This window comes from Planococcus sp. CPCC 101016, assembly GCF_007859295.1.
Lineage (GTDB): Bacteria > Bacillota > Bacilli > Bacillales_A > Planococcaceae > Planococcus.
In genome coordinates, this window is sequence record NZ_VOHB01000002.1 from 744,175 (window position 1) to 757,995 (window position 13,821).

General features: G+C 46.3%; 12 protein-coding genes. 10 read left to right on the plus strand and 2 right to left on the minus strand.

Going from position 1 to position 13,821, the window contains the following annotated elements; translation table 11 throughout:
- Positions 1-141: 141 nt before the first annotated feature.
- Positions 142-705 carry an NADPH-dependent FMN reductase gene (locus FQV26_RS03540; protein ID WP_146555988.1) on the plus strand — a complete coding sequence of 188 codons (564 nt, stop codon included), beginning with the start codon at positions 142-144 and terminating at the stop codon, positions 703-705.
- 162 nt (positions 706-867) lie between these two features.
- Here FQV26_RS03540 and FQV26_RS03545 read toward each other — a convergent pair whose 3' ends face one another.
- Entirely contained in the window at positions 868-1,833 is a 966-nt protein-coding gene (locus FQV26_RS03545) for a nuclease-related domain-containing protein (RefSeq protein WP_146555989.1), read from the minus strand.
- 266 nt (positions 1,834-2,099) lie between these two features.
- Here FQV26_RS03545 and FQV26_RS03550 point away from each other — a divergent pair, with 266 nt between their 5' ends.
- The 9 genes from FQV26_RS03550 (at position 2,100) to FQV26_RS03590 (ending at position 12,454) form a co-directional block, all read left to right on the plus strand.
- On the plus strand, positions 2,100-4,259 hold the full coding sequence (locus FQV26_RS03550; RefSeq protein WP_146555990.1) for a DNA topoisomerase III: 2,160 nt from the start codon (positions 2,100-2,102) through the stop codon (positions 4,257-4,259).
- Positions 4,260-4,316: 57 nt separating this feature from the next.
- A complete protein-coding gene (gene ybaK / locus FQV26_RS03555; protein ID WP_146555991.1) occupies positions 4,317-4,808 on the plus strand; it encodes a Cys-tRNA(Pro) deacylase in 492 nt (163 codons plus the stop codon).
- Between the two features lie 67 nt (positions 4,809-4,875).
- Positions 4,876-5,517 (plus strand): YczE/YyaS/YitT family protein, encoded by a 642-nt coding sequence (locus FQV26_RS03560; protein WP_146555992.1) that lies wholly within the window; start codon positions 4,876-4,878, stop codon positions 5,515-5,517.
- Positions 5,518-5,654: 137 nt separating this feature from the next.
- Positions 5,655-6,290 carry a class I SAM-dependent DNA methyltransferase gene (locus FQV26_RS03565; RefSeq protein ID WP_146555993.1) on the plus strand — a complete coding sequence of 212 codons (636 nt, stop codon included), beginning with the start codon at positions 5,655-5,657 and terminating at the stop codon, positions 6,288-6,290.
- 12 nt (positions 6,291-6,302) lie between these two features.
- Complete coding sequence (locus FQV26_RS03570) at positions 6,303-6,776, plus strand: S-ribosylhomocysteine lyase (protein WP_146555994.1); 474 nt, start codon at positions 6,303-6,305, stop codon at positions 6,774-6,776.
- A gap of 12 nt (positions 6,777-6,788) precedes the next feature.
- The gene (locus FQV26_RS03575) at positions 6,789-7,721 is read left to right on the plus strand and encodes a PLP-dependent cysteine synthase family protein (protein ID WP_146555995.1); all 933 of its coding nucleotides are present in this window, start codon (positions 6,789-6,791) and stop codon (positions 7,719-7,721) included.
- Complete coding sequence (locus FQV26_RS03580; protein WP_146555996.1) at positions 7,721-8,854, plus strand: bifunctional cystathionine gamma-lyase/homocysteine desulfhydrase; 1,134 nt, start codon at positions 7,721-7,723, stop codon at positions 8,852-8,854. Before FQV26_RS03575 ends, FQV26_RS03580 begins: the two co-directional genes overlap by 1 nt.
- A 206-nt stretch (positions 8,855-9,060) precedes the next feature.
- Positions 9,061-11,169, plus strand: a complete 2,109-nt coding sequence (locus FQV26_RS03585; RefSeq protein ID WP_146555997.1) for an immune inhibitor A domain-containing protein — start codon at positions 9,061-9,063, stop codon at positions 11,167-11,169.
- Between the two features lie 94 nt (positions 11,170-11,263).
- Positions 11,264-12,454, plus strand: a complete 1,191-nt coding sequence (locus FQV26_RS03590; RefSeq protein ID WP_146555998.1) for a glycine C-acetyltransferase — start codon at positions 11,264-11,266, stop codon at positions 12,452-12,454.
- A gap of 118 nt (positions 12,455-12,572) precedes the next feature.
- Here FQV26_RS03590 and FQV26_RS03595 read toward each other — a convergent pair whose 3' ends face one another.
- Positions 12,573-13,778 (minus strand): M20 metallopeptidase family protein, encoded by a 1,206-nt coding sequence (locus FQV26_RS03595; RefSeq protein ID WP_146555999.1) that lies wholly within the window; start codon positions 13,776-13,778, stop codon positions 12,573-12,575.
- Between the last annotated feature and the right edge of the window lie 43 nt (positions 13,779-13,821).

Consider the following 13,821-nt stretch of genomic DNA (forward strand, 5'->3'; position numbering starts at 1 on the left):
CTAAGCTTTTCGATGCGTATTGTGAAACAGGGTTTGTTATGATGAAAACAAACCAATTGTTGCAGATTTGACTGCAATGATACGGATTGGCACATAAAGAACAACCCGCTATTTTTCGCATTTTGAGGAGGACACAGAATTATGAAGGTTTTATTAGTAGACGGAACGATCATTGGCAGCAAAACGGGTGCCATCTTGGAACAGGTACAGATTTATATCAAGGAATTCAATCCGGAGATGGAATTAAAAATTCTGAAGCTGGCCGATTATGACCACCAGTTTGTTGACGGCCGCCCTTTTGGCGAATACAACGACAGCATGCAGGAAATCGTCCGCCGCTTTGAAGACGCTGACGGCTACATCATCGCGTCGCCAATTTTTCAAGGTTCGATTCCCGGTGTGCTGAAAAACACATTCGATATGCTGCATCCGCGTACGATGCGCTACAAGCCGGTATCGATTGTGGCAAACGGCGGCACCTATCAGCATCACCTGGTCATCGAAAACCAGTTGAAGCCGATCCTCGATTATTTCCGCTGCCTGGTGACGCCGAACTATGTCTACACACACAGCAGCCATTTCGACGAAACCAACACCATCACAAGCGAAGACGTCCACAACCGCTTGCGCGAATTGGCGCGCGTCTTCGTGCAGTATGCCGAGATGAGCAAGCATTTGTCGAAAGAAACGCTGGATAATCATTGAGTGATGAGCAAAACCTCCCTGCCTGGGAGGTTTTTTTGGATTTTATTTGAAAAGAGAAATTGTTTTATTCCATTAATAGAGCTTACTTTCTAATAAGAGTGAAATACTTTCTGTTTGAATGCAAATACTTTCCGTAACCGGATGAATACTTTCTAATGAGCTCTAAATACTTTCCGTACTCTCAAAAAGTTCAGGAATGGAATAAATCCGATCTTTATAACTGCCGGCAAATGGCATATTGGCCGATTTCAATAGCTTTGATGCGGTGGTGGAAGAGTGGATCCCAGTAAATTCCCGGAATTCCCGATTGCTGATGGTTGGTTTAACCAAGGTCCGGTATTGCAACAAAGCATCAAGATGAGCGATTGGATCACAATAGGTGCAAGCATCGCAGCGCCATTTGCCACGGCGGTAATTCAAGTGAAGGACAAGACAGTGAGGACAAAAAATACCTTTCATAAATGAAGTGGAAAGACCTAAAGGCGCAAGCGGTTTTATTGTAGAGAGCTCCAGCAATTTATAAGCCAGCGATTCTGTTTTTTTCTTCGATAGAATCTCTCTGGAATGCTTCTCCAAAAGTTTCTCCATCAAGTGTGGGAGGCCGGAAGCCTGGATCATAATGCGGTTGCCAGCACGTGATTGGACGACAGATGAAGGGTAGGTGAAGACAATGGCACCGATGACCGGCAGCTTTATCCGCTGCTGGAATAAAAATTGTTCCAGCCATTTCTCGTGGCGACGCAATTGGTCATCCGGATTGTTCATGCCATCAATGCTGCCGTCTTTATTGGTGCGGGAAAATTGCCGTAATTGTGGATCGAAATTGAGCAAGCCGGAAATACTTTTGATTTCCAGCGCCAACACAAAATGGCTGGTGACAAGGACGCTGTCGATTTGGTGGGAAGATCTCTCTTTTTGAATGAATAGGTCGTGGAAAAAGTAATGCGGCAAGGGAAGGTCGATTTCGTGCCAAAGGGAGTCGACACGCAGTTCTCCGTTATAACCGGCAGTGATGCGGCGGAGTTTTTCGGTCCAGTAGAGAAATTGGGGATGGACGGTTGGGGTGCGATGGAGCAAACTTTCAAGTTGGAAGATTTCTGGTGGCTTAATGCGGTTTTTTACAATCAATCTATCCTCTCCTTTTTTATAAACCTGTTCCAAATATAGCGCAAATTATTAGCGGCAGCAATACTATTTCAAGACATCTGGAAGTGATTTGGAAATACTTTCTGTTTGGACCAAAATACTTTCCGAAAAGCTATAAATACTTTTCAATAAAATGAATTTACTTTCCATTAAACACTAAATACTTTCCAACCGACAAAACCCATTCCAAAAGCCAGCATCAGCAGAAAATGTTACAATAATCACATCAGAAATGAGGGTGAATCCAAATGAAATCAATCGTTTTAGCAGAAAAGCCGTCCGTGGCGCGTGATATTGCGCGTGTTCTCGGATGCGAACAAAAAGGCAACGGGTACTTGGAAGGCAAGCAGTATATCGTCACTTGGGCGCTTGGCCACTTGGTGACGCATGCGCAGCCGGAGCAATACGACAACGACTTTAAGGAATGGAAGATGGACACGCTGCCAATCATTCCAAAACCTTTCAAGCTAGTTCCAATCAAGCAGTCAATGAAACAATTTAATGCCGTCAAATCACAGCTGCAACGCGGCGATGTCAAGGATGTCATCATCGCAACAGATGCCGGACGCGAAGGCGAGCTCGTGGCGCGCTGGATTCTGGAGAAAACCAATACGCGCAAACCGGTCAAGCGATTGTGGATTTCCTCGGTTACCGACAAAGCCATCAAAGACGGCTTCAACAACCTGAAAGACGGCCGCGCCTATGAGAATCTCTACGCAGCAGCTGTGGCTCGTGCAGAAGCGGATTGGGTCGTCGGCATCAACGCGACACGCGCACTGACCGTCAAATACAATGCGCAATTGTCAACCGGCCGCGTGCAGACGCCGACATTGGCAATGATTGCTGAACGTGAAAAGCAGATTCGCAATTTCCAGCCGAAGCCGTATTACGGCATGCAGGCGGTTACGGATCAGGCAGCGTTCACCTGGACGGACGGCAACTCGACACAATCCTTCGATAAAGATAAAGTCGACCGTCTATTCAATAAACTTCAGAATACGCACGAAGGCACCGTAACGGATATTAAAATTACGCCGAAACGCCAGCCGGCACCGCCTTTATTCGACTTGACTGAACTGCAGAAAGAAGCCTACAAGCGCTATAGCTGGTCGGCGAAAGAGACGCTCAACACGTTGCAGAACCTGTATGAGCGCTACAAAATTGTTACCTATCCACGGACCGATTCGAAGCATCTGACGAGCGATATGCGCGACACCTTGAAAGACCGCGTCAAAGCGGTGCAGATGGGACCTTACCGCAGCCTGGCCGCAATGATCCTGAAAAATCCGGTAGCGCCGCAAAAAGGTGTTATTGACGATGCCAAAGTTTCCGATCACCATGCCATCATTCCGACGGAAGAAACGCCGCCGTTGCATGATCTGTCTGATAAAGAGCATAAATTATACGACATGATCGTCAAACGGTTTCTTGCGGTATTCTATCCGCAATATGAATATGATCAGACGACCGTCAAGCTGACTGCCGGCGGGGAAACCTTCCAGGCCAAAGGCAATACGATCCGCAATGAAGGATGGAAACGCATCTACAAAGATGAAGACGATGATAACGATACAACATTGCCACCGTTTGAAACGGGCCAAAAGCTGACGATTAAAGGGATCGCCTTGACCGACGGCAAAACCAAGCCGCCTGCTTTCTTCAATGAAGGAACACTGCTTGGCGCCATGGAAAATCCGGCACAGTTCATGAGCGGCGAATCAAAAGAATTGATTCAGACGCTCGGTGAAACAGGCGGCCTCGGTACGGTTGCGACGCGTGCTGATGTCATTGATAAGTTATTCAACACGTTCCTAATCGAGAAAAAAGGCAAGGACCTGACGATCACATCCAAAGGCCGCCAGTTGCTGGAGCTTGTTCCGGAAGACTTGAAGTCGCCGAAGCTGACAGCTGACTGGGAGCAGCAATTGACCAAAATCGCTAAAGGGCAATTGAAAAAAGAGGAATTTATTAAAGAAATGATCGTTTTCGCCGAGAAATCCGTATCGGATATCAAGAAAAGCGACAAGAAATTCAAGCACGACAACATCACCGGCAAAATGTGCCCGGACTGCGGCAAGCCGCTTCTTGAAGTCAACGGCAAGCGCGGCAAGATGAATGTCTGCCAGGACCGTGACTGCGGCTACAAAAAACAGGTGGCAATGCAAACCAATGCCCGCTGCCCGAACTGCCACAAAAAGCTGGAAATGCAGGGCGAAGGAGACGGCAAGATTTTCGTATGCAAATGCGGACATCGTGAAAAGCTGTCGGCCTTCGAAAAGCGCAAAAAATCCGGCCAGTCAAAAGCCAATAAAAAAGACGTCAATAAATACTTGAACCAGCAGGATGAAGCACCTCAAAATACGGCGATGGCTGATGCATTGAAAAAATTACTGGGCCAGACCGATTAAAAATGCTGAGGATGGTATGCTGTAGATAACTAAGTTTTTAGGCGAGGAGAAGACGCCATGGCGAAGAAAATCGCAAAAACCAATGCAGCACGCATGCTCGACAAAGAGAATATTCATTATGAACTGCTTCATTATAGTGCAGAAGATGGAAAGGTGGATGGTGTTTCCGTCGCAGCGAAAATCGGTTTTCCTGCAAAGCTTGTTTATAAGACATTAGTGGCGATCGGTGCGTCGAAGCAGACTTATGTCTTCGTCATTCCGGTTGCGGAAGAACTGGACTTGAAAAAAGCGGCTAAGGCAACCGGCGAAAAGAAAATGGAGATGGTGCCGGTCAAGGATATTTTGGCGCTGACCGGCTATGTTCGGGGCGGCTGTTCTCCTGTGGGAATGAAAAAGTCGTTTCCGACCTTTATATCGGCCGAGGCACAGCAATTGCCTGAAATAATTGTATCCGCCGGCAAAATCGGCATGCAGCTGAAATTGGCTCCCGCAGAGCTAACGGCTGCGACAAACGGCCAGTTCGCCGATTTGTCAGCATCAGTTCAATAAAGTTTCCATCCATTCGCTTTGAATGGATGGATTTTTCATAACATATATAGAAGAAAGAAGGATTTGAATGAAGCGTTCGCTGGTTTACCGCTGGTTGTTTTTTCTTGTCGGATTGATTGTTCTTGCCCTTGGTTTTACTATGACCATCAAAGGCAGCAAGCTGGGCATTGGACCCTGGGATGTCCTGCATGTCGGACTTTACCTGAACTTTGGATTGACTATCGGCACCTGGTCGGTCATCGCCGGTTTTGCGCTGATTGCCAGTACGGCTTTATTTACACGGAAAATACCGCAGATCGGTACATTTTTGAATATGTTACTGGTCGGTATATTTATCGACATTTTTAACTTTTTGATTCCGGATATCCATACGTTGGTCGGACAAATCTTGATTTTATCAGCCGGCATTGTCGTTTCGGGCTATGGAGTCGGTCTTTATGTATCGCCAAAGATTGGTGCAGGGCCGCGGGACAGTTTGATGATGATGCTTGTTGAAAAAACTGGGCTCAGCATCAGTGTTGTGCGGGCAGGGATCGAAGTGAGTGTTGCCTTGCTCGGATGGCTGCTTGGTGGACCGGTCGGAGTCGGTACGATTGCAGTCGCTTTATTGACCGGCAGAATTGTCCAAGTCTCCTTGCCGCAATTTGAAAAATTGTTGGTGACGCTCATTGGTGAAAAAGAAAAGGTACCGCCAATCCTTAAGATTTGAGCGATGACTTTGAAAGCTCGTTTAGATTGGATTTTTTACCCTAAACCCTATAGTTGAAACCTCCATTCTGATATGATATAAATAAAGCCGAGTAACTCTATTGGTTTTATTGACTATGCAAGAAAAGGGGCATTATTATGGGACGGGAATTTGTAGAAATATTTGATGAGTGGGTTCATACTTACGATGATTCAGTCAGTGGAAAAGATGAGGAATACAAAGATGTATTCGTGAAATATAATGAAATTTTACAGGCGGTGGCGGATGCAGCAATTGGTCCGGTTATAGAATTCGGAGTAGGTACCGGCAATTTGACAGAAAAATTGCTAAGCCACGGTTTGGAAGTAGTAGGCGTTGAGCCGAACGAAGCCATGCGAAAGGTTACAGCAGAAAAAATTGCCGGTTTGACTCTTGTCGACGGCGATTTTTTGGAGTTTGAAACTGATCTTGCACCACAAAGTTTTGTCAGCTCTTATGCGTTTCACCATTTGACAGATGCAGAAAAAGCGCGCGCATTTCAAATTTATGCTGAGCAATTGCCTTCAGGCGGAAAAGTGGTATTTGCAGATACGCTGTTTGAATCTCAAGCAGCTAAAAATGAAATAATTGCATTTGAACAAACAAGAGGTCATGCTAATCTAGTAGAGGACTTGAACCGTGAATATTATACGACGGTTCCTGTCATGGAAAAACTGATCACGGATGCTGGGTTTACGGTAGAATTGTTGAAGATGAACAATTACGTATTTCTGATTGAGGCAACTAAAAAATAAGGAGCGATTTTCATGAAAAAAATGAATGTTGAAAGCTTTAACTTGGACCATACAAAAGTAGTGGCGCCATACGTGCGTTTAGCAGGAGAAAAAACGGGAGCAAAAGGCGACACCATCCGCAAGTACGATATCCGTTTCAAGCAGCCGAACAAAGAACATATGGATATGCCTGGACTTCATTCGCTTGAGCACATGATGGCTGAACATAGCCGCAACCATTCGGATGATATTGTAGACATCGGACCAATGGGATGCCAAACCGGCTTTTACCTGTCATTGATCAACCACGATGACTATGAAGATGTTCTCCGTATCTTGGAAAGTACATTGGAAGATGTCATTGAAGCGGACGAAGTGCCAGCCTGCAACGAAGTGCAATGCGGCTGGGCTGCAAGCCATAGCTTAGAAGGCGCAAAAGAACTGGCGCGTGAAATGCTGTCGAAAAAAGACCAATGGCGTCAAGTTTTCGCGGATGAAGCGATCTAAGGAGAAATTACAATGAACTATGTTACCGAAATTCAGCAGTTAATCGGCAATACTCCATTGCTGGAACTGACACACAGCGAAATTCCGAATGAATGCCGCATTTTTGCCAAGTTGGAGTATTTCAATCCAGGAGGCAGTGTCAAAGATCGTTTGGGTGTATCGCTGATTGAAGATGCTGAAAAACGTGGATTGCTCAAACCAGGTGGTACGATGATCGAGCCGACAGCCGGCAATACAGGCATCGGCTTGGCCATTGCAGCCATTGGCAAGGGCTACCATGTGAAATTTATAGTGCCTGAGAAATTCAGCCAGGAAAAACAAGGATTGATGCGTGCTTTGGGAGCGGAAGTCATTAATACACCGACCGAGAAAGGCATTAAAGGCGCAATTGAAAAAGCCAAGGAATTGGTTGAACAGGAAGGGGCGTTTTCACCTTCCCAATTCTCTAACCCTGCGAATCCGGAAACCTATGTCCGGACACTTGGACCTGAAGTCTGGGAAGCACTGGATGGAAAAATCGACCTTTTTGTTGCCGGTGCAGGATCAGGCGGTACTTTCATGGGCACTGCGCGCTACTTGAAATCTAAAAATGATGCGATTAAAACCGTCATCGTGGAACCGGAAGGCTCGATCTTAAATGGCGGGCCGTCCGGGCCTCATTTGACGGAAGGCATCGGCATGGAGTTTTTGCCGGATTATATGGATGAACGTTATTTTGAAGCAATCCACACCATCACTGACAAAGAAGCTTTTATGGCTGTCCGGGAATTGGCGAAGAATGAAGGATTATTGGTCGGAAGCTCTTCCGGCGCAGCTTATGTGGCAGCGCTCCGGGAAGCGGAAACCGCCAAGCCAGGAAGTCATATTGTAACCGTGTTCGCGGACTCAAGTGAACGTTATATGAGCCAAAATATTTATGGCAGAAGTTTTAAGGAGGATTATTGATGAAACCTAAAACAAGATTGATTCATGGCGGCATTTTTGGAGACGAAGCAACAGGCGCCGTTTCCACACCGATCTACCAGGTCAGCACTTATAAGCAGGAAGCAGTCGGCAAATTCAAGGGCTATGAATATTCCCGTACAGGAAATCCGACACGCCACGCACTTGAAGAATTGATTGCGGATGTGGAGTTCGGCCATGCCGGATTTGCATTCGGTTCAGGAATGGCAGCAATTTCGTCTATTATGATGCTGTTTTCAGCAGGAGACCATGTTGTACTGACAGATGATGTATATGGCGGGACTTACCGCGTCATGAACAAAGTGCTGAACCGTTTTGGATTGGAATTCACATTTGTCGATACGGGCAACTTAGCGGAAGTGGAAGCGGCAGTCAAAGAAAATACAAAAGCGATTTTCATTGAGACACCGACCAATCCTTTGCTGAAAGTGACAGATATCGAAGCGGTCGCAGCTTTTGCCAAATCGAAGGATTTGTTGACGATTGTCGACAATACATTCATGACACCTTATTTGCAGAACCCGATTACATTGGGTGCCGATATCGTGGTCCATAGTGCGACAAAATACATCGGCGGACATAGTGATGTTGTCGCTGGACTGGTCGTTGTCAATTCAGCAGAATTGGCCGAACAAGTTCATTTTGTCCAAAATTCCATCGGCGCCATTTTAGGGCCACAGGATTCCTGGTTGTTGATCCGTGGACTGAAGACATTGGGCTTGCGCATGGAAGAAACAAACGCCAATGCACAGAAAATCGCTGAATTCCTGGAAGCGCATGAAACGGTCGGAAAGGTCATCTATCCAGGCCTTGAGAGCCACCCAGGACGCGAATTAATGCAGAAGCAGGCTGCCGGTTTTGGCGGCATGATTTCATTTGATGTAGGGAGCAAAGAAAAAGCGGGGGAACTGTTGGCTAAGCTGAAATATTTTACCTTAGCGGAAAGTCTTGGAGCTGTAGAAAGCCTCATATCTGTCCCGGCACAAATGACACATGCTTCAATTCCTATCGAGCGCCGGGGTGAATTGGGCATTGTCGAAGGACTTGTTCGAATTTCAGTTGGCATCGAAGATGTGGAAGATTTAATAGAAGATCTGGAAAATGCATTAAAATGAGTGACAAACCGCCTATCTTGGGCGGTTTTTTTTATGCGTTTCCAGATTGGGAACCTCTTTTAGCTTATTGATAGGAATTTTTTATCACTCTTATTGCCTGTAATTTCGTAACTCGAAATATACCTTCTTCCCTATTCTTCTGATTATTCTGTCATGGTAAGATTTCCAAAGAAATAATATTCTGACAGTTCGAAAGGGGATGCAACATGAAGAACAGCAAATGGGTATCGATTTTATCGGCTAGTGCGCTCACCTTGTCTTTATTCGCGCCAGCAGCTGCAGCGGCACCAACCGAAGCAGTGCCATCAATGAACGACTGGAACAGTGAACGATACGGGGACCGGATCGATATCGATCAAAGCCTGAATGAGTTAACGCAGGATGCAAATTTCAAAAAAGAAGCGGATAAAAAGATAAAAGCGCAGGCGGATGAAGTGGACGGCGGAGAGTCGGATGCACAAGCCGATGCACCATTTACATACGATGGCGGTACTAAAAAGTTCTTGAACCGTAATTTGAAATTTAAAGATTTCACATTGCGCAGCGAAGGCGAAAATGTAGAAATTTGGGTTGCGAACGACTTGGCATATGGACCGAACAATCCCAAGCCGGCTGACGTGGTGACACAGGATCAGGTAGATAAATTAACGGCTGAGTTTGACAGCAACATATATCCGGTAGCAACAGATTTCTTTGGTACACCGGATGAACTGGACGGCTCCAACTCGCCTCTGCCAGGAATGGTCGGATTGCCTGAAGGATATTACGAGGGGTCAGATAAAGTCATCATGTTAGTAGATAACGTGCAGGATGAAGGCTGGAACAATCCATCGTATCCATTCTTCGTAGCCGGTTTCTTCTGGCAGACACTTGAAAACTATACAGACCGCAACATCATCACAATCGATACAAATTCGTGGGAAACCCGACTTGAATCCACTTTCTTTGGAACAACCATCCATGAACTTCAGCATTTGATTCAAGCGGATAACGACCCTTCTGAAGAAACGTGGTTGAATGAAGGGATGTCGACATTCTCTGAATTCCTTGGCGGTTATGGCCATGGCGAAGGTTCGATCAACTTCTATTTGGATCACCCCGAAAACTCGTTAGTCAACTGGGATGAGCACGGAACAGCTGCAACGGGTCCTGAAACCATCGCAGATTATGGACAGGTCTACTTGTTCACGCTTTATATGTACGATAAGTTCGGCCAGGAGTTTATCCGTGAACTTGCAACGGATGGCGACAGCCAGGGGATGGCAAGTGTAGACAAAGTCCTTCAGGATTATGGAACCAATAAAACATTCACAGAAGTCTACCAGAACTTCATGACAGCATTAACATTGGACAATTCAAACGTCAGCAGCGATTACAATTTTGACAGCATCGACCTTCGTGAATTGCCGGTTGGTGATGGTGTCCGCGGCAAAACTGTCGACTTTGAAAAAGCAAAAACCTTTGAAAAAGAAGGCGTTCCGGCATGGGGCGGCGATTTTAAAGAATTCAATTTCGGCAAAGATGTCCGCGGTCTGGAATTTGACGGCGTCGACTTCCTGCCATTGCAATGGAGCACAGTAGCAGATCCAAAAGGTTCAGGTGCACAGGTACTGCATGCCAATAATGGCGACGAAGCAGACCAGGCATTGATTTTTGGAGCAACGGTGCCTGCTGACAAGGCAGAATTGACGTTTGAACATTACTACAATATCGAAGAGCAATGGGACTTCGGCATGGTTCAGGTTTCAACTGACAACGGCGAAACGTGGAAATCACTCCAAAACGACAATACGCGCAGTGATGTAGTTGAAGAAGGTTATCCGACAATCAAAGAAAATGTCCCTGGATTTACTGGCACGAATGGGGACTGGACGACTGAAACCTTCGATTTATCTGCTTATGCAGGACAGGATGTATTGGTTTCATTCCGTAACTTGACTGACTGGGGTTCAAATGAAGCAGGCTGGTTTATCAAGAATGTTCAATTAGGCGATTTCACAGCTGATGGGACTTCAATAGAGGCTTTCCAATCACTGGGCCAATTGAAAGGCGAGTATGTCAATTTCACAACAACATTCATCCAAACAAAGAAAAATGGCAAAGAACGCGTCTTCCACGTGGATCCGTACAACGTCACGGCCAAGCAGGCACTTGATCTTCAACAAGTTCTTCGTGAAGGCAATGTCAAGATGATTACTTCGTACGCAGCTGAAGAAGGGCAACGTGAAGCGAAAGAATTCACGTATGAAGTAATCTACAAACAGGACAACCCAAATAAAGGCAAAGGCAAGAACAAAGCTAAAACGAATAAATAAAGCGAAAGCGGACCTCGGTCCGCTTTTTTCTTTTGGAGAAAATTGCCGTTATGGTAAGATGGAAACTGAAATCGTTTGTGAAAGGAAGAGGACATTGTCAAAAAAATTAGATGCATTTTTAGATGAAAACTTAACAGAATTAAAAGAACAGGGTCTATACAATGAAATTGATCCGGTTGAAGGACCGAACGGCGCGACGATCAAAGTGCGCGGCAAAGAATTGATCAATCTGTCTTCAAATAATTACTTAGGTCTTGCAACCAATGAAGACCTGAAGCAAGTAGCTAAAGATGCCATCGATAAATACGGTGTCGGTGCAGGTGCAGTCCGCACAATCAACGGGACACTTGACCTGCATGTGAAATTGGAAGAGAAGTTGGCTGAGTTCAAAGGGACAGAAGCGGCGATTTCCTACCAGTCCGGCTTTAACTGCAACATGGCCGCGATTTCGGCTGTAATGGACAAGAACGATGCGATTCTGTCGGATCAATTAAACCATGCATCAATCATTGATGGCTGCCGCTTGTCAAAAGCGAAAATCATTGCGTACAAGCATTCCGATATGGAAGACTTGCGCTTAAGAGCGAAAGAAGCAACGGAATCTGGTTTGTACAATAAAGTCATGGTCATTACAGACGGCGTTTTCTCAATGGATGGCGACATTGCCAAACTTCCTGAAATCGTGGAAATCGCCAAAGAATTCGACTTAATCACATACGTTGACGATGCACACGGCTCAGGTGTTACCGGTAAAGGAAAAGGGACCGTTAAACATTTCGGACTTGAAAAAGAGATCGATATGCAAATGGGTACTTTATCCAAAGCAGTAGGCGTTGTTGGCGGTTATGTAGCCGGCAAGAAAAACTTGATCGACTGGTTGAAAGTCCGTTCGCGTCCATTCTTGTTCTCGACGGCAGTAACACCTGGTGACGTTGCAGCCATCACAGCAGCGGTCCAAATGATCATCGACTCTACAGAACTACATGATAAGCTGTGGGACAACGGCGACTACTTGAAAAAAGGCCTGGATGCATTAGGTTTTGATATTGGCCATTCAGAAACACCAATCACTCCTTGCATCATCGGTGACGAAAAACTGACGCAGGAATTTTCGAAGCGTTTATTTGAAGAAGGCGTCTATGCCAAATCAATCGTCTTCCCGACCGTTCCAAAAGGCACTGGCCGCGTACGCAACATGCCAACAGCTGCCCATACGAAAGAAATGCTGGATGAAGCCATTGCGACTTACGAAAAAGTCGGCAAAGAATTAGGCGTTATCAAGTAATAGACGAAAACACGCCCGGCTTTACGCTGCCGGGCGTGTTTTTATTTCCAGGTATAGGATATACAGTCCGAATGTTGCAATATACAGTCCAAACGGCGGGAAATACTGTCCAAACTTCTCAAATACTGTCCAAACCAGCCGAAATACTGTCCGCAGACAATCCTTGCGCTTCAAAATAAATCCCGGCAAAAAGTTTCGCCGTTACCAGCATTGCGGTTTCATTAAAATCGAAGTTTTCATGATGATGGGGGAAAACAGACTGGCTGTCCGCCATTTTTGCACCGACGAAAAAGTAAGCTCCAGGCTTCGCCTGTGTGAAATAAGTGAAGTCTTCAACCGGCATGACCGGATCGATTTCCACAACGTTTTCTTCGCCTAAAACTTCCCGTCCGGCAATGCGGACTACATCAGCTTCTGCCGCGTGGTTCCAAAGTGAATCGTAGCCTGTTTCGATAATCACTTCAGCTGTGGCGCCCATAGCGATAGCCACATTCTCCACAATCGTCCGGAGGCGCTGGCTGGCAAGCTTCCGAAGCTCAGGATCAAATACACGAATCGTGCCTTCCAGCACAGCTTTGCTTGGAATGACGTTGTCGGCATCGCCGGCATGGAATTTCCCAATGGAAACGACCAATTCTTTCAGTGGATCGGCGCTGCGGCTGACGATGGATTGCATGGCCACCATAATGTGGCTGGCGGCAAGAATTGGATCGACGCCAGTATGCGGTTCTGCGCCGTGGGTCCCAGAGCCATGGACAATAATTTTGATTGCATCTTCAGAAGCCTGCAGAAAGCCGTCACGCAAATAAATACGGCCGCTTTCCATTTTACTTTGCAGGTGAGCACCGTAAACAGCATCGACACCGTCCAGGCAGCCATCCTCAATCATCGCCCGGGCACCGCCAGGCGACAGCTCTTCACCAAATTGATGGATCAACACAATCGTGCCCGGCAGCTCCTTCTGAACGGCCATCATCGCTTTGGCGAAACCCAGCAAAGCGGCAGTATGCCCGTCGTGGCCGCAAGCATGCATGACACCGGGAATGGTAGATTTGTAAGTGACGTCTTTCTGATCGTCAATCGGCAAGGCGTCGAAATCAGCACGGAAAGCAATGGTCTTTCCAGGCTTTCCGCCGCGAATGGTGCCGACGACTCCGCGCCCGCCAACTCCCCGGCGAACTTCTACACCCATTTCTTCCAATCGGTCTGCGATAAAAGCGGGAGTCGCGATTTCCTGATGCGACAGCTCAGGATGCATGTGCAAATGTCTTCTTGTTTCTACCATTTCAGGATACAGCAATTCAATTCGTTGAGTTAATTCCATCTGCAAAACTCCTTTGTATGTAAAATAAAATACCAATCATTGT